Below are 22,403 nucleotides of genomic sequence, written 5' to 3'. Positions count from 1 at the left end.
GATACACCTGTACCCATGCCGAACACAGCAGTTAAGCCCTAGAACGCCGGAAGTAGTTGGGGGTTGCCCCCTGTGAGATATGGAAGTCGCTTAGCAGAATAGGAAGTTTAGAGGCTTCCTTTTTGGGAGTTTAGCTCAGCTGGGAGAGCATCTGCCTTACAAGCAGAGGGTCAGCGGTTCGATCCCGTTAACTCCCATAGGTCCCGTAGTGTAGCGGTTATCACGTCGCCCTGTCACGGCGAAGATCGCGGGTTCGATTCCCGTCGGGACCGTAAGATAACGGAAGTTATTTTAGACTCGTTAGCTCAGTTGGTAGAGCAATTGACTTTTAATCAATGGGTCACTGGTTCGAGCCCAGTACGGGTCATATTTGCGGGTTTGGCGGAATTGGCAGACGCACCAGATTTAGGATCTGGCGCTTAACGGCGTGGGGGTTCAAGTCCCTTAACCCGCATAATAGAAAGTAGCCGGCTTAGCTCAGTTGGTAGAGCATCTGATTTGTAATCAGAGGGTCGCGTGTTCAAGTCATGTAGCCGGCATTTTTTTATATAGAATAAGAGGTCGATGCGAACGTAGTTCAGTGGTAGAACACCACCTTGCCAAGGTGGGGGTCGCGGGTTCGAATCCCGTCGTTCGCTTAGAGAGGCCGGGGTGGCGGAACTGGCAGACGCACAGGACTTAAAATCCTGCGATTGGTAACGATCGTACCGGTTCGATCCCGGTCCTCGGCATATAATGATGAGCACCCTTAGCTCAACTGGATAGAGTACCTGACTACGAATCAGGCGGTTAGAGGTTCGAATCCTCTAGGGTGCATTTTTTCTATTTAACTCGGGAAGTAGCTCAGCTTGGTAGAGTACTTGGTTTGGGACCAAGGTGTCGCAGGTTCGAATCCTGTCTTCCCGATTCATGGCGGTGTAGCTCAGCTGGCTAGAGCGTCCGGTTCATACCCGGGAGGTCGGGGGTTCGATCCCCTTCGCCGCTATATTGATCTTGTTGGACCTTTAGCTCAGCTGGTTAGAGCTCTCGGCTCATAACCGAGTGGTCGTAGGTTCAAGTCCTACAAGGTCCATTGTAAATAATGGAGGATTACCCAAGTCCGGCTGAAGGGAACGGTCTTGAAAACCGTCAGGCGTGTAAAAGCGTGCGTGGGTTCGAATCCCACATCCTCCTTTTTATATTAACGCGGGATGGAGCAGCTCGGTAGCTCGTCGGGCTCATAACCCGAAGGTCGTAGGTTCAAATCCTGCTCCCGCAATTTGGCTCGGTAGCTCAGTTGGTAGAGCAATGGATTGAAGCTCCATGTGTCGGCGGTTCGATTCCGTCTCGCGCCATATTTTATTTTATTAAGCGGGTGTAGTTTAGTGGTAAAACTACAGCCTTCCAAGCTGTTGTCGCGAGTTCGATTCTCGTCACCCGCTTTGAACGAAAGTTCATACCAAGTTTTTGAACTTGGGCGCGTAGCTCAGGTGGTTAGAGCGCACGCCTGATAAGCGTGAGGTCGGTGGTTCGAGTCCACTCGTGCCCATTAATAGGAGAATTACTCAAGAGGCTGAAGAGGACGGTTTGCTAAATCGTTAGGTCGGGTAACCGGCGCGGGGGTTCGAATCCCCCATTCTCCGTATACAGAGAGCTATAAAGCGAGTGTAGGAGTTTAAATCAACTTATACCTATTAATTAAATATTTTGGAGAATTACTCAAGAGGCTGAAGAGGACGGTTTGCTAAATCGTTAGGTCGGGTAACTGGCGCGGGGGTTCGAATCCCCCATTCTCCGTGATACAATTTGAGAATCTTTATCAACTCTAGTGGGTTGAAGAAAAGCTAAGATCGAGAAAGGACGAATTTCGTCCTTTCTTTTTTGATGTTGAGAGCGATGAAAATTCTTTTTTTGAAGTTTTCAAGGTTCCGAAAACCAAAGGCATTTCGTTTGATGAGTTTAATGAGATTATTAGTCGCTTCCAATTTTGCGTTGGAATAAGGTAACTGAAGGACGTTGACAATCTTCTCTTTATCCTTGAGGAAGGTTTTAAAGACAGTCTGAAAGTGAGGGTGGACCAGATTGAGATTATTTTCAATGAGTTCGAAAAAATTCTCTGCCTCCTTGTTCTGAAAGTTAAAAAACAAGAGCTGATAGAGATTATAGTGTTTTTTCAGGTCTGGCGATAAAAGCGTTTATGACTTAGTTTCCGACTCTCCTGTTGGATGAGTTTCCAGTAGCGTTTGATTGCCTTATATTCGTGCGATCTCCTATCAAACTGATTCATGATTTGGTTGCGAAGGCAGCTCATAGCACGGCCGAGATTTTGTACAATGTGAAAGCAATCGAGGATGATTTTAGCAGAAGGAAAGAGTTTCTTAGCGATGTCGTAGTAGGAGCTAAACATGTCCATTGTAATGACTTTCATTCCATTTCGGACCTGTCTAGAATAACGAAGGAAATGATTGCGAATCGTTGCTTGAGTCCGTCCGTCTAAGATAACTAGGATCTTATTTGAATCAAAATCTTGTGCAATGAAGCTCATCTTACCTTTCTTGAAGCTGTATTTATCCCAAGACATGTGAGTTGGAAGATAAATCTGTCTTGAATTTAAACTCTTTCAGTTTACGAATGACGGTGGAAGTGGAGATAGCCAAGCTTTCAGCGATGACCGTCATAGGAACTTTCTCGATTAATTTTTGAGCGATTTGGTGGTTTTTCTTGACTAAGGGAGTCTCTGCGACAGCCATTTTTTTACAGACTTTACAGCGGAAGCGCCGTTTCCTTAGACGAATTAGAATTTTGTATCCCGCACATTCTAGATAAGGGATTTTAGATTTTTTTTGAAAATCATATTTCTTCAGTGATTTCCTTTTGGGGGATCCATATTGATAATATCTACACTCTTGATGTTAGGGTCTTTAATATCAAGTAGGTTTGTGATAAAATGTGCACTTAATTTGACAATTCAAGCCAACAAAATAGGCTCCATAATCTCATAGTGGTTTTACTCACTACAGAATTATAGAGCTCTATTATCTAATGCCGTTTCACTAACTTTCATACTAGAAAAAATCATAAATAGACTAGATTTAGTGGTATACTAGGGTTAGGGACTTTAAGTGGCTGGGGGATAATCGAGATGAAAAATGGAGTAAAATTTCATAGTATTTTTTATAGATTTATACTATTTATCTTTCTAGTATTTCTAACTGTGATTTCAATGATCTTAGATGCAAAAAAAGCGCAAATTCACTTTTTTAATCTATCTTTGACTATCGGACAAGAGGAGTTGAAGGTTGTTACAGTTGCGGTTTTGCTCCTTACTTTTCTTCTATCTTTCTTGTTCAAATGGAAGTGTTTAATCCATAAAACTGGGATTTATCTAAGAAAAATTGATTTATTTGTAGATTGGAATGAGATTAGAGGTCTTAGCCATGTCTGGATAAATGAATATCATCGTGGACCTCATGGTTTCCCGTTCTATAATCGTAAGACGCTGGTTATTTATAGAGAAAATTATCAACCGATTTGCCTTTATAATATTTCAATATTGGCCTTATATGTGGCTAAATGTTATCATCCAAAATTGAAAACTAATATAGTCTCAGCAACGTTAGCAAGTCTCTTCAATATGGCTTTAAATGCATGGTTCTTGTACGAGATGTTTAGTAAAAATTTGGTGAATATAAAAGCTAAAGTCTTTATGTTTTGGCTGCTTTTGTATGCTGTTAAAGTTTTTGCACTTCCATTGGTCATGCTTGGACACGAAAATCACTGCTATGGGGTTTCTTTGGTACATAGCACGGCATATAAAAAGAATGCTTCGAAAGCTATTAACCTGTAAATTGTTGACAGGAAGCCAGCTATTTATATATCTGTTGCTTTCTACATTCAAAAAACACTATATGTTGCTAGTTGCATATAGTGCCGTTGTTAAGTCCAGCGAGTGAGTGAGATTTCACCACTATTGAGCCAGATTTCTGTCTGGTCATCAAGCTGGATAAGGAGTTGTCCTTTGTCGGAGATGTCCTTGGCGACTCCTTTTTTTTCAGTCTGTTCTTGGATAAAACTGACCTCTCTTCCTAGAACAAGAGAGTGTTCTTTATAAAGATAGAGTAGTTCTTCGGGTGCTGTTTGGTAGAAACAACGCCAAATTTCTGAGATTAGTTCGTTTCGTGTGATAGGAGCTGGTGGTGTAAAGAGACTTCCAGCTTTTTCTTTTATCTCTTTGGGAAAATCGCTGATGGCAAAGTTGATTCCAACGCCGATAATGACGTCTGTTACTAGGCCTGTTTCCACGGACGTCATAGCTTCGGTGAGGATACCTGCTATTTTTTTATTTTTAAAGTAGATATCATTTACCCATTTGATACCCACGTCAATCAAGGTGAGGTTTTTAATGGCTTTGTAAATGGCACCTGCTGTAAGTAATGTGTAGGCAGGAAGCTGGTCATAGGTGAGATTTGGCTGAATATGTAATGACATATAAATACCTCCCTGAGCAGGAGAGTAGTATGGACGCTGAAAGCGTCCACGACCTGCTGTTTGACATGTGGAAAGATAGAGACTATTTCCCTGACTTCCCCCTTCAATTCCTTCTTTTGCATCTGTTTGTGTTGATTTTGTTTCAGGTTTGTAGAAAATAGTTAAGTTGGTTTTCTCTTGAATCAAATCAGGTAGGATCAAATCGCCTTGAATAAGTTTGTAACCTTTATTTTTAATACTGTCAATCACGAGCCCTTCTTGTTGGAGGCGTTGAATTGCCTTCCATATGGATGTACGACTTAACGACAGTTCTTCTGCAATTTTTTCTCCGCTAACATAGTCGTTTTCTCTAGCTAATATTTGGTAGACTAGTTGGTGTGATTTCATTGATTTTCCTTTCTAGCTAAGAGGGAGTGAGAGAGTTCTTTTCGAGTTTGACTCGGTGTTTTATGAAAAAACTGCTTGTAGGCTTTTGAGAAATGGAGAGGATCTGAAAAGCCGACGGAGTATGCAATGACTTTAATAGATTCTTCAGTATGTTCCAGAAGTTGTTGTGCACGATGCATCCGAACGTAGAGTAGATACTCTTTTGGAGAGAGTTGGTGAAATTCTTTAAACACACTAGTTAAGTAACTTCTATGAACCGATAGCTCTTTAGCTAAATCTTGAATGGTGAGCGATCGTGGATAGTGACTATCTATCAATCGTTTGCAGTCAAGATAGAGCTGGTGAGTTGATGAAATATTCTCTTTTTTCTGATTTGGAGCAATCGTTCCTAGATGAAACATTAGTTCATGGAGTTGTCCCATGATGTGGAGTTGAGCCAATTCATTAGATTTTGTAATCTGAGCGAAGCGGACAATATCTGAGATGAGTTTTGCAGTTGTCTGTGTATGACAGTTATTTGACTGGATGAGGTAGGATTGGTCAGAAATTTGAGATAGAGCAAAGTAGTCAGGTGCCCTCCCTCCAGTGATCCCCAACCAGTAGTAAGCCCAAGGATCCTGGCTATCTGCTTGATAAAAGGTTAATTCATCTGGTTTTAGTAAAAAGAAATCTCCTGCCTTTAAATCAACAATTTTCCCCTTATAATGGAACTGCCCTTTTCCTTTAGTAATGTAATGTAGTACATAGGTATCTCGAATAGCTGGGCCAAAAGAGTAATTAGGCGTGCATTCTTCATAACCGTAGAAGCTAAGAGAAAGATCAATTGTTCCAGTCTGGTATTCTGAAAAAACGAGCATGGGCCACCTCCTACCTAACATTTTACCATACTTTGTATACATTTCTCTATTTTAGAAAGCGCTTTTATGTGATAAAATTTTATCAAGAAATGGATGAGGTACAATTTATGGGAGTTCGAATAGAGAATAATCTATTTTACGTTGAGAGTAAAGGTTTAAGTTTGATTATTGAAAATAGGGATGGGTTCTTATTATTAAAACATTTAGGAAAGACTATTAAGAACTATAGAGGGGCTAATAGTGTTTACGAACGCGATCATGCTTTTTCTGGTAATCCTATAGCTACTAATCGAACCTTTAGTTTGGATACGCAACGTCAGATTTTTGGACAACATGGTTTGGGTGACTTTAGAAAACCAACTTTACAGATTCAACATGATGCAACTGAAGTAACAGACTTTCGATTTGTAGAAGCAAAGATTTTAAAAGGTCAGAATGGTCCACAGGGCTTACCTTCTCCTCACAGCATGGATGCTACAGAGACGCTTGCCTTGATTTTAAAAGATCCTCAAGCTAAACTTAGTCTGACTTTGTATTATACTGCTTTTGATAATGATGCGACAATTGCTAGTTACAGCAAATTGGAGAATAATAGCAATCAGGAAGTTGTCATTCATAAGGCCTTTTCTTTTATGGCTGATTTTCCTGCTGCAGCTTACGAAATAGTGACTTTACAGGGAGCTTATGCTCGTGAAAAGACTGTCCGACGTCAACAGGTAGAACAAGGAATCTTTTCGATTAGTTCGAACCGTGGAGCTTCTGGGCATGCTCAAACACCAGCTCTTCTATTATGTGATCAAGGAGTTACAGAGGATGCTGGGAATGTGTTTGCTCTACAACTACTGTATAGTGGAAACTTCGAAGCTTTTGTCCAAAAGAATCAACTGAATGAAGTTCGGGTTGCTATTGGCATTAATCCAGAAAATTTTTCTTGGAAGTTAGATCCTGAGGAAAATTTTGAAACACCGGTAGCTTTAGTGACTTATTCAGATAAGGGATTAACTGGTATTAGTCATGAAAGTCAGAATTTTGTACTTAAGTACATTATGCCAAGTAAATTTTCTAAAAAAGAGCGTCCAATTCTAATTAATAACTGGGAAGCTACCTACTTTGACTTTCAGAGAGAAAAATTGTTAGAACTAGCTGATGAAGCTAAGAAAGTTGGTATTGAACTTTTTGTATTAGATGATGGGTGGTTTGGTAATCGCTTTGATGATAATCGTGCTTTAGGTGATTGGGTTGTGAATGAGGAAAAATTGGGTGGAAGTCTAGAAAGTCTGATTTCAGCGATCCATGAAAGAGGTTTGCAGTTTGGGCTTTGGTTAGAACCGGAGATGATTTCTGTTGATAGCGACTTGTATCGTAAACATCCTGACTGGGCCATTCAGGTTCCAGGTTATGAGCATACCTATTCTAGAAATCAATTAGTACTTAATCTTGCCAATCCCCAGGTAGTAGGATATTTGAAAAATGTCTTAGATGAACTCCTCTCTCATCATAAAATTGACTACATCAAATGGGATATGAACCGTAATATTACTAATCTGGGGAATGGTTCAGTTTATCTGGAAACCCAGATGCAATCTCATCAGTACATGCTGGGGCTTTACGAACTCGTTTCTTATCTGACAGAGAAACACAGTCATATTCTCTTTGAGTCCTGCTCTGGTGGCGGTGGCAGAAATGATCTTGGTATGATGCGTTATTTCCCACAAGTCTGGGCTAGTGATAATACTGATGCCATAGCACGTTTACCTATACAGTATGGATCATCCTATCTCTATCCAACCATTTCTATGGGAGCTCATGTGTCAGCTGTACCGAATCATCAGATGGGACGAATGACACCATTGGAAACTCGTGGTCATGTAGCAATGATGGGAAATCTGGGTTATGAGCTTGATTTGACAAGTTTATCAGATGATGAGAAAGCTGAGATTGCTAATCAGGTGAACTTGTATAAAGAATTGCGACCAGTAGTCCAGTTGGGAAATCAGTATAGGTTAATCAATCCCGATGCTGAATCCAATGAAGCAACTGTGCAATTTAACTATGGAAATCAAACGATTGTAACCTACGTCCGAGTCCTATCAGTTGTGGAAACAATGGAAACCACCTTGAAACTGAAAGACTTAGAAGTGGAAGGGCTTTATGAGCTGGAAGGGACAAACATTGTTTACTCGGGTGCAGAGCTCATGTATGCAGGTTTAACTGTTACCTTATCACCAGGAGATTTTTTGAGTAGACAGTATAAATTCAAGAGACTATAATAAAAGCGTATAAATTTATCAAGGAGGCATTCCAATGAAATGGTATAAGAAAGCAGGTTTTCTTTTAGTAGCTGGGGCAAGTTTACTAGGCCTAGTGGCTTGTAGTCAGAACAATCAATCAGCTGATGGTAAGGTAACGATTGAGTTTTTTAACCAGAAGACCGAGATGGCAGATACCTTGCAAAAGATAGTGGATGATTTTGAAAAGGAACACCCTAATATTGATGTGAAGCTGACTACAGTACCTTCAGCTGGAATTGTGCTAAAGACTCGGATTTTATCAGGAGACGTTCCAGATATTATTAATATCTATCCTCAAAATATGGATTTTCAGGAGTGGGCAAAAGCAGGTTATTTTGCAGATATGACAGGGAAATCTTATCTTGAGAACATCAGGAACGACTATGCCGAAAAGTATGCGATTAATGACAAGGTTTATAGTGTGCCTTTAACGGCCAACCTTTATGGAATCTATTACAATAAAACAAAATTTAAAGAATTAGGGCTTGAGGAACCGAAGACTTTTAAAGAATTTCAAGAGATTGTTAAAAAGATAAAAGATAGTGGAAATTCTCCATTTGCAGTTGCAGGCAATGAAGGCTGGACATTAAATGGTTACCACCAACTTTCTCTCATTACTATTACAGGTAGTGGAGATGCGGCTAATAACTACCTTCGCTTTTCAAAACCAAACGCTATCTCTGTAGATGATGCTATTTTAAAAGCAGATGCAGAACGACTAGATTTGTTGGCGGATAATGCTCAAGATGGTTGGCGTGGTGCCTCTTATAATGATGCGGTGGTAGCATTTTCGAGTGAAAAAGCCTTGATGATGCCACAAGGATCATGGGCATTAGCGGCAATTAATCAACAGGATCCAAAATTTGAGGTGGGGATGTTTGCCTTCCCAGGAGAAGAAGTAGGAAAAGAAGTTACTGTTGGTGCAGGAGACATGGCATTATCAACTTCAGCTACTACCAAACATCCGAAAGAAACCGAAGAATTTATCAACTATATGACTAGTCTAAAAGCTATGCAGTCATACTATGATGTAGATGGGTCACCAGTTGCGGTGAAGGGTATACAGGAAAAAGAAGATTCAGCGCTTGCAGATATTTCTAAACTGGCGTTTACGGATAAACATTATGTTTGGTTGGGCCAACGCTGGAACTCTGAAGAAGACTTTTTTAATCTAAGTGCAGGTTATCTGATGGATAAAAATCTGAAAAATATGGCAAACAATCTCAATGCTTTCTTTAATCCAATGAAGGCAGATTTGGACTAGAATAGGAGTTAAGATGATATGGCTATTCGAAAATTTTTAAATAAATACTGGGGTTGGACATTTTTGCTTATCCCGCTTGCTTTACAAGCTATCTTCTTTTACTTTCCAATGGTACAAGGTGCTTTCTATAGTTTGACTAACTGGACTGGATTGACCTATAATTACAAATTTGTTGGTTTGAATAACTACAAATTGCTGATGATTGATGGGAAATTCTTCACAGCCATAGCCTTTACTTTGATTTTAACTCTGGCATTGATTGTTGGAGAGATTACAATTGGGATGGTTGTAGCACGAGCCTTAAATTCTAAGATGAAGGGTCAGACCTTCTTTAGAGCTTGGTTCTTTTTCCCGGCTGTTTTGTCTGGTTTGACAGTTTCCTTGATTTTTAAACAATTCTTCAACTATGGTCTTCCAACGATTGGAAAAATTTTAGGAATTAGCTTTTTACAAGAGAGTCTATTGGGGACACCTGTAGGAGCGGTAGTAGCAACTATTTTTGTTCTTCTATGGCAAGGAGTAGCAATGCCAATTATTCTCTTTCTTGCTGGTCTTCAGAGTATTCCAAATGATATTTTAGAGGCGGCATCAATTGATGGTGCAACAAGTAAACAAACTTTTTGGAAGATTGAATTGCCCTATTTGCTGCCGACGATTTCTATGGTTTTTATTCTGGCTCTTAAGTCCGGGTTGACAGCCTTTGACCAGATTTTTGCGTTGACGAGTGGTGGTCCAAATAATGCTACAACGTCTCTTGGACTTTTAGTCTACAACTATGCTTTCAAGAGTAATCAATATGGATATGCGAATGCAATTGCCTTGATTTTATTCTTAATTATTGGAATTGTTTCTCTTATCCAAATCAAGCTATCAAAGAAATTTGAAATCTAATAGAGGAGTCCTACACATGAAAAAAGAAGAAAAATTGAATCAGTTTTGGAAATATGTCCTCTTGATAGTCGGTGGTATTCTTATACTTGTTCCTTTGTTGGTAACAGTATTTAGTTCTTTCAAAACAACTAAGGATATCATGAATCATTTCTTTAGTTTGCCCAATCCTTTTACCTTAAGTAATTATGAACGATTGATTTCGGATGGAATTGGAGGCTATTTCTGGAATTCAGCAGTTATTACGGTGTTATCATTGATTGTAGTAGCTTTCTTTATACCAGCTGCAGCTTATTCCATTGCTCGAAATATGTCCAAGAAAAAAGCCTTTGCAATTATGTATTCGCTCCTGATCTTAGGGATATTTGTTCCATTTCAGGTGATTATGATTCCCATCACAGTTATGATGAGTAAACTAGGTTTAGCAAATATGTGGGGGCTAGTAATACTCTACCTAACTTATGCTATTCCACAGACTCTCTTCTTGTATGTTGGTTATATAAAAATCAGTGTACCGGATAGTTTGGATGAAGCTGCGGAAATTGATGGGGCTGATCGTTTTACAACTTATCGTCGAATCATTTTTCCAATGTTGAAGCCCATGCATGCGACAACTTTGATTATCAATGCTCTCTGGTTCTGGAATGACTTTATGTTGCCACTGTTGATTCTGAACAAGGATTCCAAGATGTGGACTTTACCTCTCTTCCAATACAACTACCAAGGTCAGTACTTCAATGACTATGGTCCAAGTTTTGCATCTTATATTGTGGGAATTGTAACGATAACCATTGTCTACCTCATCTTCCAAAAACATATCATTTCAGGAATGAGTAATGGGGCAGTGAAGTAAGAAAGTGCTTAGGGAATTTATAATTCCATACATAGAGGAACAGTTCAGCTTGTTGACAATTCTATGTAGAAAAAAGAAAGTAGTACTTAGTTACTTGCAGTTTATACTAGTACGAGTTCGAAGTGAACAAAAATCTAAAAATATCTTTTATTTACGAAGCCAGGTCATATGAGACTTGGCTTCAATTTAAAAAGGAGAGTAATTATGCCAATTCAAAATAAAACTATGTTGATTACTTACTCAGATAGTCTTGGAAATAACCTTAAAGACTTGTATGAGAATTTGGAAGAACATTTTGGCGATGCTATTGGGGGAGTTCACCTTCTACCATTTTTCCCGTCAACAGGTGATCGTGGATTTGCACCAGTTGACTATGATGAAGTGGATCCAGCGTTTGGTGATTGGGAGGATGTTAAGCGTTTAGGTGAGAAATATTATCTGATGTTTGACTTTATGATTAACCATATTTCTCGTCAATCTAAGTATTATAAGGATTATCAAGAAAAACATGAAGCTAGTGAATTTAAAGATCTCTTTTTAAACTGGGACAAGTTTTGGCCAGAAAATCGTCCGACACAGGCTGATGTAGATTTAATATACAAACGTAAGGATCGTGCACCAAAGCAAGAGATTCTTTTTGCAGATGGTTCAGTAGAACATTTGTGGAATACTTTTGGTGAGGAACAAATTGATCTTGATGTGACCAAAGAAGTAACGATGGCATTCATCCGTAAGACCATTCAGCACCTGGCAAGTAATGGTTGTGATTTGATTCGTCTAGATGCCTTTGCTTATGCAGTGAAGAAATTGGATACCAATGATTTCTTTGTGGAACCAGATATTTGGGATTTATTGGACAAAGTTCGAGATATCGCTGCTGAGTATGGGACAGAGCTCTTACCTGAGATTCATGAACACTATTCGATTCAGTTTAAAATAGCGGACCATGATTACTATGTTTACGATTTTGCCCTTCCAATGGTGACCCTTTATACTCTTTACAGTTCCAGAACAGAGTGCTTGGCTAAGTGGTTAAAGATGAGCCCGATGAAGCAATTTACGACACTAGATACTCATGATGGAATTGGAGTGGTGGATGTCAAAGATATCCTGACCGATGAGGAAGTTGACTATGCTTCAAATGAGCTCTATAAGGTTGGAGCAAATGTCAAACGGAAGTACTCCAGTGCAGAGTATAACAATCTAGATATCTACCAAATCAATTCAACCTACTATTCTGCGCTTGGAGATGATGATGTCAAGTACTTCCTTGCTCGTCTGATTCAAGCTTTTGCTCCAGGCATTCCTCAGGTTTACTATGTGGGTCTATTAGCAGGAAAAAATGACTTGAAATTGTTAGAAGAAACCAAAGAAGGTCGAAATATTAATCGTCATTACTATAGCAACGAGGAAATAGCAGAAGAAGTTCAACGTCCTGTGGTGAAGTCTCTTCTCAATCTATTTTCTTTCCGTAATCAATCAGAGGCCTTTGACCTAGAAGGGACTATTGAGATAGAAACACCAACAGCTCACAGCATTGTAATCAAACGTCAAAATAAAGACAAGTCCGTAACAGCAGTAGCAGAAATTGATTTGCAAAGTCAGACCTATCAAGTATTGGAAAACGGCAGAAAAATTCAGTTCTAGTGCTATATTAATGAAAGAGTTTTTTTGTGGCGAAAACGTGTTCATTGTTCCCAAATGACAGAAAAAATGGTAGAATATAAAGATAGTTTAGCATTTATCTTCTGGAGAAATCCAGAACAGAAAGGATCCGTTTTGAAATCAATTGGATTACTGGATAAGATAAGAGGGCTTTCGAAAAAAGATTTCTTTTTGTATTTGATGATCATAAGTATCTTTTTACCTTTTTATTTGTTCTTAGCGCTCTTTGCTTTATATTTGATAGGTTTACTTGTTACTGGGGAGATGAAGGGAATTATCAAAGGGTTAATCAAACATCCTGTACTTCTCTTTTTTATTGCCTATAGTAGTATCATCTCTATCGTCGCCAAGAACTGGCTTGGTCTAGCAGCATCTTTCCTGATGCTCCTATTTCTTATTTTCTTTAGTTTTTACCAGAAGCGTCTGACGCATGCTTTCTTTCGACTGATACTCCAGACGGTTTTGTTTGGTAGTGTTGTCTCTGCCGCTTTTGCTACTTTGGAGCATTTCCAAATTGTAAAGAAATTTAACTACGCCTTTCTTTCGCCCAATATGCAAGTATGGCACCAAAATCGTGCAGAGGTGACTTTCTTTAATCCTAACTACTATGGGATCATTTGTTGCTTCTGTATCATGATTGCCTTTTATCTCTTTACAACGACGAAGCTAAGATGGTTGAAAGTCTTTTGTGTGCTAGCAGGTTTTGTGAATCTATTTGGTTTGAATTTTACACAAAATAGAACAGCCTTCCCTGCTATTATCGCTGGTGCCATCATTTATCTCTTTACAACCATTAAAAACTGGCGTGCCTTTTGGCTTAGTATTGGAGTTTTCGGGATTGGCCTTTGTTTCCTCTTCTCAAGCGATTTGGGTGTCCGTATGGGAACCCTAGATTCTTCAATGGAGGAGCGTGTTTCAATCTGGAATGCGGGTATGACTTTGTTTAAACAAAATCCGATCTGGGGTGAGGGACCACTGACCTATATGAATTCCTATCCGAGAATTCATGCTCCTTATCACGAACACGCGCATAGTCTTTACATCGATACTATTTTGAGTTATGGTTTGATTGGAACCATTCTCCTATCCATTTCTTCGGTGATCCCGGTTCACATGATGATGGATATGAGTCAGGAGTCTGGTAAACGCCCAATTATCGGTCTTTATCTCTCCTTCCTTACAGTAGTCGCTGTACATGGAATTTTTGACTTGGCACTCTTCTGGGTTCAGTCAGGATTCATCTTCTTGTTGGTTATGTGCAGTCTACCACTGGAACATCGAACCTTGGTGTCCGAAATGACAGATTAAGTTACTCAAGAACGGAGAACTTCTACTCTAGGTAGGAGGTCTTTTTTGTTGGCGAAAATTATTTCTAAATCGAAATAGTTGACAGATGGAACGATAGGTGTTACAATAGAGAAAATTCGATATAGAAATAAATTGGAGAAGCTATGAAAGATAGTCATTTGATTGCCCATCATATTCGTTTGTTGAATGGGCGGATTTTTCAAAAGTTACTGAGCCAGGATCCTGAAGCCCTTTATCGGAGTGAACAGGGCAAGATTCTCACCGTTTTATGGAATAGCGAGACAGGCTGTGCGACGGCGACAGATATTGCGCTAGCGACTGGTCTTGCTAACAATACGCTAACAAGCATGATTAAGAAACTTGAGGAGCAAAACCTGGTCATCATTAGCCCATGTGGAATAGATAAGAGAAAGAAGTATGTCAAGCTAACGGAGCAAGGTTGGTCCCAGAAAGAAGTGGGTCATCGTATTAGTCAAAAACTGGATGTTATTTTTTATAAAGGATTCACTGAGGAAGAAATTCGCCAGTTTGAAAGTTATCAGGAACGCATCTTAGCAAATTTAAAAGAAAAAGAGGCATAAATCATGTCAAAACAAGTTGAAAATGCACAAAATTTATACATTCATGCCATTCAAGATGGGCGCGTTGCCGAGGCTCAAGCTCAGTCTGTAGGGGATACTTATATCCAACACTCGACAGGTGTGCCAGATGGGAAAGAAGGGTTTGCGGCTTTCTTTGCAAATTTCTTTGAGCGCCATCCCGAGCGTGAGATGAAAATTGTTCGCACCATTGAAGACGGCAATCTAGTCTTCGTCCATGTCCATCAATATCTCAATGGTGGGGAAGCGCAATGGGTGACGACAGATACTTTCCGTGCGGATGAGAATGGTCGTATCGTGGAGCATTGGGATGTCATTGACTACTATCGAACACCTGAAAATGGCCAATTAGATCAGATTTTTGGTGATTTTAAGATCAAGGATTTGGATAAGACAGCAGAAAATAAAAAAACTGTTCGCCGTTTCTTGACAGAAATTTTCCAAAATGGGGAGCTAGAGCAGTGGAGTGATTATGTGGCAGACGATTTGATTCAGCATAATCATGAGATTGGACAAGGAAGTGATGCTTATAAAAACTATGTGGCTGAGCACGGGGTTACTTTCGACTTTGTTTTCCAGCTTTTGGGACAAGGAAACTATGTGGTTAGCTATGGGCAGACTCAGATTGATGAAGTTGCCTATGCCCAGTACGATATCTTCCGTTTGGAGAATGGCTTGGTTGTGGAGCATTGGGATAATAAGGAAGTTATGCCTAAGGTAGAAGACTTGACCAACCGAGGAAAATTTTAAATTGAGGACAAAGAATGATTGAATATAAAAATGTAGCGCTACGCTATACAGAAAAAGATGTTTTGAGAGATGTCAATTTACGAATTGAGAATGGGGAGTTCATGGTTTTAGTTGGGCCTTCTGGGTCAGGTAAGACGACCATGATTAAGATGATTAATCGTCTCTTGGAACCAACTGATGGAAATATCTATATGGATGGTAAACGCATCAAAGACTATGACGAGCGTGAGCTGCGCCTTTCCACAGGCTATGTCTTACAAGCGATTGCTCTCTTTCCCAATCTAACGGTGGCTGAAAATATTGCCCTCATTCCGGAGATGAAGGGCTGGACTAAGGAAGAAATTGCTCAGAAAACAGAAGAGCTTTTAGCTAAGGTTGGTTTACCAGTATCCGAGTATGGACATCGACTTCCTAGTGAATTATCTGGTGGAGAACAGCAACGGGTTGGTATTGTCCGTGCTATGATTGGTCAGCCTAAGATTCTCCTCATGGATGAGCCTTTTTCAGCCTTGGATGCTATTTCGAGAAAACAGTTGCAGGTTCTGACGAAAGAATTGCATAAAGAGTTTGGGATGACAACTATTTTTGTGACCCATGATACGGATGAAGCTTTGAAATTGGCAGACCGTATTGCTGTCTTGCAGGACGGAGAGATTCGTCAGGTGGCGAACCCTGAGACCATTTTAAAAGCTCCTGCAACGGACTTTGTAGCAGACTTGTTTGGAGGTAGTGTTCATGGCTAATTTGATATCAACTTTTCAGGATCGTTTTGGTGATTGGGTAACAGCCCTATCTCAACATTTGCAGTTGTCACTTTTGACCTTGTTACTAGCTATTTTTATCGCTATTCCCGTGGCTGTTTATCTTTGCTATCATGAGAAGTTGGCGGACTGGGTTTTGCAGATTGCAGGAATTTTCCAGACCATCCCGTCTCTGGCCTTGTTGGGACTCTTCATCCCCTTGATGGGAATTGGGACCTTGCCAGCTTTGACGGCTCTGGTGATTTATGCGATTTTTCCGATTTTGCAAAATACCATCACTGGACTGAAGGGAATTGATCCGAGTCTGCAAGAGGCAGGGATTGCCTTTGGGATGACCAGATGGGAGCGTCTCAAGAAGTTTGAAATTCCACTTGCCATGCCTGTCATTATGTCTGGGATTCGGACGGCTGCGGTTTTGATTATCGGTACGGCGACTTTGGCTGCCTTGATTGGGGCAGGGGGACTGGGCTCCTTTATTCTTTTGGGAATTGACCGTAATAATACCAGTCTGATTTTGATTGGGGCACTTTCTTCTGCAGTGCTGGCCATTGCCTTTAACTTCCTACTAAAAGTGATGGAAAAAGCAAAATTGCGGACGATTTTTTCTGGTTTTGCCTTGGTGACCATATTGCTCGGTCTGTCTTATAGTCCAGCCCTCTTAGCTCAAAAAGAGAAAGAAAACTTGGTTATTGCTGGGAAATTGGGACCGGAACCAGAAATTTTGGCAAATATGTATAAGTTGCTGATTGAAGAAAATACCAGTATGACTGCGACTGTTAAGCCGAATTTTGGGAAGACTAGCTTTCTCTATGAAGCTCTGAAAAAAGGTGATATTGACATCTATCCAGAGTTTACTGGTACGGTGACTGAAAGTTTGCTTCAGCCATCACCTAAAGTAGGTCATGAGCCAGATCAGGTTTATCAAGTGGCGCGTGATGGCATTGCCAAACAAGATCATCTAGCCTATCTCAAACCTATGTCTTATCAAAATACCTACGCTGTAGCTGTTCCGAAAAAGATTGCTCAAGAATATGGCTTGAAGACCATTTCGGACTTGAAAAAAGTGGAAGGGCAGTTGAAGGCGGGCTTTACACTCGAATTTAATGACCGTGAGGATGGAAATAAGGGCTTGCAATCAATGTATGGTCTCAATCTCAACGTAGCGACCATGGAGCCAGCCCTCCGCTATCAGGCAATTCAGTCAGGCGATATTCAAATTACGGATGCCTATTCGACCGATGCAGAGTTGGCGCGTTATGATTTACAGGTCTTGGAAGATGACAAGCAACTCTTCCCACCTTATCAAGGGGCACCACTTATGAAAGAAGCTCTTCTCAAGAAACATCCTGAGTTGGAGACAGTTCTCAATAAATTGGCTGGTAAAATCACGGAAAGCCAGATGAGCCAGCTCAACTACCAAGTCGGTGTTGAAGGCAAGTCAGCAGAACAAGTAGCCAAGGAATTTCTACAAGAACAAGGTTTGTTGAAGAAATAAATGGAGAGGAAAGCCAGTGGTAGTCACTAGCTCCCTTCTTTAGCAGACTAAATCCCATCTCGTCTATAATTCGAGATGGGATTTTTAATGTTAGAGTAAGATAAATAAGAGCGTAATCAAAGCCGCTAGTGTGCCCCTTATAATGTGGTGCGATATATGTTGGTTTTCTTGCTGTCTCCCATTCCAGTAAGCACCGTAGCAGATGATGCTAGAGCCCACTATCCATAAGACGACAGTTGCAAGCGGAACAAAGAAAAAGATAGCAAGAGCTAGTGAAGTAAGACAACTTCCCACCAAGATACACATGTTCCCTTGACAGTAATTTTTTTCTTTCATGGCTGCGAAAGCTGCCGCGAGATGAAGGAGGGAGAAAATAAGAGCCAATACAATCGTTAGAATTCCTAGGATAATAGAATTTAACATAGTTGATTCCTTTCTTCGTGATAGGATTAAATTTCGAGTGATTTTGTAGAAGTCATCTCAATCACATCTAAGTAAAATTTCACTACTTGGTCTTCAGTATAAGATTTTCCTTTTTTTAGCCACCAGGTCAGTGTTTCGATAAAGTTTGTTACTACAAAATGTTTGAGGTAGGAAGCCGGAATGTTTGGATAGGACTCTTGCAAATCATCCGCCACCATGGGATAGACGTGGTGTTCGAGCTCCTTGTGTAGTTGGCGGAGGAAGTAGTCGTTTTTGGAAAAAAGAAGACTGGTGACATGGTCTTGATTTTTTTGAAAATGCAAAAAAATATGTGCGAGGTAGTCCTCGGTAGTAAAGTGTCCTTCCCTTTCAAAGAGATGATGAAAGAGGTAGCGACAGAGTTCATCTAAAAGCAGTTCCTTGCTTTCATAGTGACAGTAAAAAGTAGAACGCCCAACATCTGCCAAGTCAATGATATCTTGGACAGTAGTAGCATCATAGCCCTTGTCGTTCAAAACTTGTAGAAAAGCTTGATAGATGGCTCTTTTAGTCTTACTGACTCGACGGTCTCTTTTTGGCATATAGACACTTGAGACAAACTGTTCAGAACTGAACATGGCTGACAGTTTGCTTCTATCCTTTCTTTGGATTTTATTAGATAATACAAATGAAAGAAGTATATATATCTATTATACCAAAGGAGGGAGAGAAATGAGTTCTAAAACATCTATCTGGCTAGCTTTTTTCTTGAATCTATCATTTTCTATTGTCGAATTTATTTTTGGGGGCATCTTCAATTCAAGTGCTGTATTAGCGGATGCGGTTCATGATTTGGGCGATGCTCTTGCCATAGGTTTATCAGCTTGTTTGGAAACTATTTCCAATCGTCAGGAAGACAAACGTTATACTCTTGGTTATAAACGCTTCAGTCTGCTAGGCGCCATGCTGACTGCCTTGATCCTTTTGACAGGATCTGTCATGATGCTCTTGGAGAATATTCCTCGCCTCCTATCGCCACAGCCTGTCAACTACCAAGGGATGCTGTGGTTGGGAGTTATTGCGATTCTTATCAATCTCTTGGCTAGTCTGATTGTTCGTAAGGGTCAGACCAAGAACGAAGCTATCCTGACCTTGCATTTTTTAGAAGATATTCTGGGTTGGCTAGCGGTCATTCTGGTTGCTGGTGTTTTGTATGTGACAGACTGGTACTTTCTTGATCCGCTCTTATCACTCTTGATTTCTAGTTTTATCCTCTGGAAAGCCATTCCTCGTTTTTGGTCAACACTTAAGATTTTCTTAGATGCTGTGCCTGAAGGAGTCGAGACTGCTGAGCTAGAGAAAGAGTTAGCAGCGCTAGCTAATGTTAAGAGTGTTAATCAACTCAGTATTTGGTCTATGGATGGTCTGGAAAATGACGCCATTGTTCATGTTTGTTTAGAAGAGATTGAACATATAGAGTATTGTAAAGAATCCATTCGTAATTTACTCAAAGATTATGGCTTTCAAAATGTTACCATTGAAGTTGATGCAAACCTAGCAAGTCACCGAGCCCATAAGCGAAAGATTGAGGAGTTGGAAGTAGGTCAAAGTCATGGACATCATCATTCATAAGAAGTCGATTTTCCATTTGTTGATTATTTTTGATGAATTGTAAATGTAACATATTTACTCCAGTATGAAATTGTGATAGACTACATATATCACTGAAAGGGGATAGGCGATGTTACAGCTACAGCACATTTCAAAAGTCTATCATACGGGCAATCAAGAGTTCCACGCGCTAAAGGATATCTCGATTCGCTTCCGTGAGAATGAGTTTGTCTCCATTCTCGGGCAATCGGGTTCTGGGAAAACCACCCTATTAAATATCATCGGGGGACTCGACCAATACACATCTGGTGATTTACTCATCCAAGGAAAATCAACAAAGCAATTTAAAGACCGTGATTGGGATAGCTACAGAAACCACACCATCGGTTTCGTCTTTCAGTCTTATAATCTCATCGGGCACCAAACTGCACTCTCTAACGTAGAAATTGCAATGACTCTTTCGGGCGTTTCAAAAGCAGAACGTAAGAAACGTGCTATCGAAGTGCTCGAACGCGTAGGCCTAAAAGACCATTTATATAAGAAACCAAGTCAAATGTCTGGGGGACAAATGCAACGAATCGCGATTGCGCGTGCTCTTGTTAATGATCCAAAAGTCGTTTTAGCCGACGAACCGACAGGAGCGCTCGATTCTGAGACTTCTGTTCAAATCATGGATTTATTAAAAGACATCGCCAAGGAACGTTTGGTTATCATGGTGACGCATAACCCAGAGCTGGCACAGAAGTACTCCACACGTATCGTACAAGTATTAGATGGAAACATCTTGAGCGACTCAAACCCATGCGAACCAACAGAGGAGACAAAGCAAGTCGACATCCAGTTCACGAAGACGAAGATGAGCTTTATAACCGCTCTTGTACTTTCCTTTAATAACCTATTGACGAAGAAAGGTCGTACCTTACTAACAGCTTTTGCGGGTTCCATCGGGATTATCGGGATTGCCCTTATCTTAGCCCTTTCAAATGGTGTGAGTGACTACGTTAAAAAGGTGCAGGAAGATACTCTCGTCTCTCTCCCACTGACGATTAGCGAGCAGAACCAGAGTAACTTGTTGGCGACCTCTCCAGATTTGAGCGAGAAGCCTTACAAGGATAATCATGAGCTCGGTATCAATACGGTTTTAACTAATTTATTGAAAAAACAAATCGGAAAGAACGACTTAGCTTCCTTCAAGACTTACTTGGAGGAACACGCTTCGAAGGTCGAATCTCTCACAAAAGACATTCGTTACCGATACAATTTACAACCGTTCATCTATGCAAGTGATACTTCCAACGGACCCAAAAGTATTCTGCCTTCAACCTTAGCTGATGAAGTAGAAACAGCGAATCAAACGATGAAGGGATACTTACAAAACCTCAACTACTGGAGTGAACTTTCTAGTGATTCTTCAATGCTAGAAAGCAAGTACGACGTGTTGGAAGGACGCTTCCCACAAGATAAGTCCGAGATCGTCCTTATCGTAGATGAAAACAATCAAATTAGCGACTTGTTGCTCTATAGTTTGCGTATCAAAGATCCCAGTGAATTGAACGATACGAATAAGCTCGACGAACTCTCTTCTCAAACGTATCAATATAGTGACTTTATCGGAAAAACTTTCAAAGCAGTTGTCAATACAAACCGCTTTGTAAAAGAAAATAACTTATGGGTCAATAAGATTGATAATGCTTCTTATATGAAAACTCAAATCGAGAATGGGATCGAACTTAAAATTGTGGGTGTCCTTCGCCAAAAAGACGGCACAAGTTCAGGAGTGAATGCTCCTTCAGGAGGAATCGCCTACACAAGCACCCTCATTGATTACACTTCCGAATACATTCAAAATAGCGATATCGTTAAGGAACAGGAAGCCAATCAAAATCTAAATGTATTTACGGGTAAAGAATTTGCCAAAGATCCTAAACCATTCAGTTCGGAGAATTTAACCGAAGAAGAAAAAATTCAGTTGGCTAAAATGACGCCTGAAGAACAGGCGCAGTATGTCCAACAATATAACGACAACTCGGCTTCAACTTACGAGGAAAACCTCGCAAAAATGGGCGTCATCAACAAATTCAAACCAGCTGCCATTGAGCTCTACACCTCTTCGTTCCAACAAAAACAAGACTTAAAAGAATTCATAAACGCCTATAACACGGCGAAAAAAGAAGCTGGAGAAGACGATAAGGTACTCGCTTATTCCGATGATATCCAAACTATCATGTCTTCAATTACGACATTGGTTGGCGTAGTGACAACTGTGCTCGTTGGCTTTGTGGCCATCTCACTCATTGTATCTTCTATAATGATTTCGATTATCACGTACATTTCAGTTCTCGAACGTACAAAAGAAATCGGAATCCTACGTGCAATGGGGGCTTCGAAGAAAGATATTCGTCGTATCTTCACTGCTGAAACAGCCATTGAAGGATTGATCTCTGGGGTGCTCGGTATCGCGATTACCTTTCTTGCGACATTCCCAATCAATGCGATTGTTGCGAAAATGACAAATGTGGGAAATGTAGCGCAATTACCAATAGAAGTAGCTCTAATCCTTATCGGTATTTCGATTGTCCTTACCATGTTAGCCGGTCTAATCCCTTCACGCATCGCTGCTAAGAAAGACCCAGTCGAATCGCTTCGTAGCGAATAACAACTAAACCACAAAAAGGTGGATAAAGGAATATTTCTTTATTCACTTTTTCTATTGGCTGGAAACTATTAAAAACGTAATCGAAAAATCTCTCCTTATAAAACTTAAATCTCAAGAAGAAAAGACTATATTGGACTAAACTAGTACCT

The 22,403-nt window shown here is 40.2% G+C and carries 17 protein-coding genes, 18 tRNA genes, 1 rRNA gene and 1 pseudogene; 32 read left to right on the top strand and 5 right to left on the bottom strand.

Translation table 11 applies throughout. The annotated features are described in order from the left end of the window. The 19 genes from rrf to B7705_RS01660 all read left to right on the top strand — a co-directional run. Positions 1–95, top strand: a 5S ribosomal RNA gene (rrf, locus tag B7705_RS01750); the annotation flags it as partial. 29 nt (positions 96–124) lie between these two features. Further along, positions 125–197 (top strand) — tRNA-Val (locus tag B7705_RS01745). A 2-nt stretch (positions 198–199) separates the two neighbouring features. Further along, positions 200–272 (top strand) — tRNA-Asp (locus B7705_RS01740). Positions 273–294: 22 nt separating this feature from the next. Then, a tRNA-Lys gene (locus B7705_RS01735) sits at positions 295–367 on the top strand. Between the two features lie 5 nt (positions 368–372). Beyond that, positions 373–454: transfer RNA gene (locus B7705_RS01730), tRNA-Leu, on the top strand. A gap of 12 nt (positions 455–466) precedes the next feature. Beyond that, positions 467–539, top strand: a tRNA-Thr gene (locus B7705_RS01725). A gap of 27 nt (positions 540–566) precedes the next feature. Continuing rightward, a tRNA-Gly gene (locus tag B7705_RS01720) sits at positions 567–638 on the top strand. Positions 639–645: 7 nt separating this feature from the next. Further along, positions 646–731 (top strand) — tRNA-Leu (locus B7705_RS01715). A gap of 11 nt (positions 732–742) precedes the next feature. Next, positions 743–816 (top strand) — tRNA-Arg (locus B7705_RS01710). Between the two features lie 16 nt (positions 817–832). After that, positions 833–906, top strand: a tRNA-Pro gene (locus B7705_RS01705). A gap of 5 nt (positions 907–911) precedes the next feature. Next, positions 912–985 (top strand) — tRNA-Met (locus B7705_RS01700). A 13-nt stretch (positions 986–998) separates the two neighbouring features. Further along, a tRNA-Ile gene (locus B7705_RS01695) sits at positions 999–1,072 on the top strand. Between the two features lie 11 nt (positions 1,073–1,083). Next, positions 1,084–1,173, top strand: a tRNA-Ser gene (locus tag B7705_RS01690). 11 nt (positions 1,174–1,184) lie between these two features. Beyond that, positions 1,185–1,258: transfer RNA gene (locus tag B7705_RS01685), tRNA-Met, on the top strand. Positions 1,259–1,261: 3 nt separating this feature from the next. After that, positions 1,262–1,334: transfer RNA gene (locus tag B7705_RS01680), tRNA-Phe, on the top strand. A 16-nt stretch (positions 1,335–1,350) separates the two neighbouring features. Continuing rightward, a tRNA-Gly gene (locus tag B7705_RS01675) sits at positions 1,351–1,421 on the top strand. A gap of 33 nt (positions 1,422–1,454) precedes the next feature. Next, positions 1,455–1,528, top strand: a tRNA-Ile gene (locus B7705_RS01670). Between the two features lie 6 nt (positions 1,529–1,534). After that, positions 1,535–1,622, top strand: a tRNA-Ser gene (locus tag B7705_RS01665). A 66-nt stretch (positions 1,623–1,688) separates the two neighbouring features. Then, positions 1,689–1,776, top strand: a tRNA-Ser gene (locus tag B7705_RS01660). Between the two features lie 47 nt (positions 1,777–1,823). Here the strand turns inward: B7705_RS01660 and B7705_RS01655 are convergent. Continuing rightward, positions 1,824–2,890, bottom strand: a pseudogene (locus B7705_RS01655) (ISL3 family transposase). Positions 2,891–3,121: 231 nt separating this feature from the next. Here B7705_RS01655 and B7705_RS01650 point away from each other — a divergent pair. Beyond that, the gene (locus tag B7705_RS01650) at positions 3,122–3,826 is read left to right on the top strand and encodes a hypothetical protein (RefSeq protein WP_084947183.1); all 705 of its coding nucleotides are present in this window, start codon (positions 3,122–3,124) and stop codon (positions 3,824–3,826) included. 89 nt (positions 3,827–3,915) lie between these two features. On the opposite strand, the gene birA is transcribed toward B7705_RS01650, so the two are convergent. Continuing rightward, a complete protein-coding gene (gene birA / locus B7705_RS01645) occupies positions 3,916–4,854 on the bottom strand; it encodes a bifunctional biotin--[acetyl-CoA-carboxylase] ligase/biotin operon repressor BirA (protein WP_084947180.1) in 939 nt (312 codons plus the stop codon). After that, a complete protein-coding gene (locus B7705_RS01640; protein WP_084947178.1) occupies positions 4,851–5,711 on the bottom strand; it encodes an AraC family transcriptional regulator in 861 nt (286 codons plus the stop codon). Before B7705_RS01640 ends, birA begins: the two co-directional genes overlap by 4 nt. 107 nt (positions 5,712–5,818) lie before the next feature. Between B7705_RS01640 and B7705_RS01635 the strand changes: the two genes are divergently transcribed. The 10 genes from B7705_RS01635 to B7705_RS01590 all read left to right on the top strand — a co-directional run bounded on the left by B7705_RS01635 (position 5,819) and on the right by B7705_RS01590 (position 17,585). Next, the gene (locus B7705_RS01635) at positions 5,819–7,981 is read left to right on the top strand and encodes an alpha-galactosidase (RefSeq protein WP_084947200.1); all 2,163 of its coding nucleotides are present in this window, start codon (positions 5,819–5,821) and stop codon (positions 7,979–7,981) included. A gap of 34 nt (positions 7,982–8,015) precedes the next feature. Continuing rightward, positions 8,016–9,266: an extracellular solute-binding protein gene (locus tag B7705_RS01630; protein ID WP_084947175.1), complete on the top strand. Its 1,251-nt coding sequence runs from the start codon at positions 8,016–8,018 to the stop codon at positions 9,264–9,266. A gap of 18 nt (positions 9,267–9,284) precedes the next feature. Beyond that, positions 9,285–10,157, top strand: coding sequence for a carbohydrate ABC transporter permease (locus B7705_RS01625; protein ID WP_001007692.1), 873 nt, complete (start codon positions 9,285–9,287; stop codon positions 10,155–10,157). A gap of 16 nt (positions 10,158–10,173) precedes the next feature. Continuing rightward, positions 10,174–11,007, top strand: coding sequence for a carbohydrate ABC transporter permease (locus B7705_RS01620; RefSeq protein WP_000711271.1), 834 nt, complete (start codon positions 10,174–10,176; stop codon positions 11,005–11,007). A 204-nt stretch (positions 11,008–11,211) separates the two neighbouring features. After that, complete coding sequence (gtfA, locus tag B7705_RS01615) at positions 11,212–12,654, top strand: sucrose phosphorylase (RefSeq protein WP_084947173.1); 1,443 nt, start codon at positions 11,212–11,214, stop codon at positions 12,652–12,654. A gap of 132 nt (positions 12,655–12,786) precedes the next feature. Next, on the top strand, positions 12,787–13,980 hold the full coding sequence (locus B7705_RS01610) for an O-antigen ligase family protein (protein ID WP_084947196.1): 1,194 nt from the start codon (positions 12,787–12,789) through the stop codon (positions 13,978–13,980). 143 nt (positions 13,981–14,123) lie between these two features. Next, positions 14,124–14,561, top strand: coding sequence for a MarR family winged helix-turn-helix transcriptional regulator (locus tag B7705_RS01605; RefSeq protein WP_084947170.1), 438 nt, complete (start codon positions 14,124–14,126; stop codon positions 14,559–14,561). A 3-nt stretch (positions 14,562–14,564) separates the two neighbouring features. Further along, positions 14,565–15,329, top strand: coding sequence for a nuclear transport factor 2 family protein (locus tag B7705_RS01600; protein WP_084947167.1), 765 nt, complete (start codon positions 14,565–14,567; stop codon positions 15,327–15,329). A 14-nt stretch (positions 15,330–15,343) separates the two neighbouring features. Beyond that, positions 15,344–16,072: an ATP-binding cassette domain-containing protein gene (locus tag B7705_RS01595; protein ID WP_084947165.1), complete on the top strand. Its 729-nt coding sequence runs from the start codon at positions 15,344–15,346 to the stop codon at positions 16,070–16,072. Continuing rightward, entirely contained in the window at positions 16,065–17,585 is a 1,521-nt protein-coding gene (locus B7705_RS01590) for an ABC transporter permease/substrate-binding protein (protein ID WP_084947163.1), read from the top strand. Before B7705_RS01595 ends, B7705_RS01590 begins: the two co-directional genes overlap by 8 nt. A 90-nt stretch (positions 17,586–17,675) precedes the next feature. Here B7705_RS01590 and B7705_RS01585 read toward each other — a convergent pair whose 3' ends face one another. Together B7705_RS01585 and B7705_RS01580 are read right to left on the bottom strand one after the other, a co-directional pair. Next, positions 17,676–18,008: a glucuronide permease gene (locus tag B7705_RS01585; RefSeq protein WP_084947160.1), complete on the bottom strand. Its 333-nt coding sequence runs from the start codon at positions 18,006–18,008 to the stop codon at positions 17,676–17,678. Between the two features lie 26 nt (positions 18,009–18,034). Then, positions 18,035–18,589: a TetR/AcrR family transcriptional regulator gene (locus B7705_RS01580; protein ID WP_084947193.1), complete on the bottom strand. Its 555-nt coding sequence runs from the start codon at positions 18,587–18,589 to the stop codon at positions 18,035–18,037. A 130-nt stretch (positions 18,590–18,719) separates the two neighbouring features. Here B7705_RS01580 and B7705_RS01575 point away from each other — a divergent pair, with 130 nt between their 5' ends. Together B7705_RS01575 and B7705_RS01570 are read left to right on the top strand one after the other, a co-directional pair. Beyond that, a complete protein-coding gene (locus B7705_RS01575; protein ID WP_084947158.1) occupies positions 18,720–19,619 on the top strand; it encodes a cation diffusion facilitator family transporter in 900 nt (299 codons plus the stop codon). Between the two features lie 109 nt (positions 19,620–19,728). Continuing rightward, on the top strand, positions 19,729–22,254 hold the full coding sequence (locus B7705_RS01570) for an ABC transporter ATP-binding protein/permease (RefSeq protein WP_084947155.1): 2,526 nt from the start codon (positions 19,729–19,731) through the stop codon (positions 22,252–22,254). The last annotated feature ends 149 nt before the right edge of the window (positions 22,255–22,403 follow it).

The organism is Streptococcus oralis subsp. dentisani, from assembly GCF_002096685.1.
GTDB lineage: Bacteria > Bacillota > Bacilli > Lactobacillales > Streptococcaceae > Streptococcus > Streptococcus oralis_AD.
Note: the sequence above shows the minus strand (reverse complement) of the source record. Positions and strands in the feature narration are given on the sequence as shown.

Excerpts from the sequence above, each read along its gene's own strand:
- B7705_RS01650 (WP_084947183.1), top strand. The coding sequence starts at position 3,122 with ATGAAAAATGGAGTAAAATTTCATAGTATTTTTTATAGATTTATACTA.
- birA (WP_084947180.1), bottom strand. The coding sequence starts at position 4,854 with ATGAAATCACACCAACTAGTCTACCAAATATTAGCTAGAGAAAACGAC.
- B7705_RS01640 (WP_084947178.1), bottom strand. The coding sequence starts at position 5,711 with ATGCTCGTTTTTTCAGAATACCAGACTGGAACAATTGATCTTTCTCTT.
- B7705_RS01635 (WP_084947200.1), top strand. The coding sequence starts at position 5,819 with ATGGGAGTTCGAATAGAGAATAATCTATTTTACGTTGAGAGTAAAGGT.
- B7705_RS01630 (WP_084947175.1), top strand. The coding sequence starts at position 8,016 with ATGAAATGGTATAAGAAAGCAGGTTTTCTTTTAGTAGCTGGGGCAAGT.
- B7705_RS01625 (WP_001007692.1), top strand. The coding sequence starts at position 9,285 with ATGGCTATTCGAAAATTTTTAAATAAATACTGGGGTTGGACATTTTTG.
- B7705_RS01620 (WP_000711271.1), top strand. The coding sequence starts at position 10,174 with ATGAAAAAAGAAGAAAAATTGAATCAGTTTTGGAAATATGTCCTCTTG.
- gtfA (WP_084947173.1), top strand. The coding sequence starts at position 11,212 with ATGCCAATTCAAAATAAAACTATGTTGATTACTTACTCAGATAGTCTT.
- B7705_RS01605 (WP_084947170.1), top strand. The coding sequence starts at position 14,124 with ATGAAAGATAGTCATTTGATTGCCCATCATATTCGTTTGTTGAATGGG.
- B7705_RS01600 (WP_084947167.1), top strand. The coding sequence starts at position 14,565 with ATGTCAAAACAAGTTGAAAATGCACAAAATTTATACATTCATGCCATT.
- B7705_RS01595 (WP_084947165.1), top strand. The coding sequence starts at position 15,344 with ATGATTGAATATAAAAATGTAGCGCTACGCTATACAGAAAAAGATGTT.
- B7705_RS01590 (WP_084947163.1), top strand. The coding sequence starts at position 16,065 with ATGGCTAATTTGATATCAACTTTTCAGGATCGTTTTGGTGATTGGGTA.
- B7705_RS01585 (WP_084947160.1), bottom strand. The coding sequence starts at position 18,008 with ATGTTAAATTCTATTATCCTAGGAATTCTAACGATTGTATTGGCTCTT.
- B7705_RS01580 (WP_084947193.1), bottom strand. The coding sequence starts at position 18,589 with ATGCCAAAAAGAGACCGTCGAGTCAGTAAGACTAAAAGAGCCATCTAT.
- B7705_RS01575 (WP_084947158.1), top strand. The coding sequence starts at position 18,720 with ATGAGTTCTAAAACATCTATCTGGCTAGCTTTTTTCTTGAATCTATCA.
- B7705_RS01570 (WP_084947155.1), top strand. The coding sequence starts at position 19,729 with ATGTTACAGCTACAGCACATTTCAAAAGTCTATCATACGGGCAATCAA.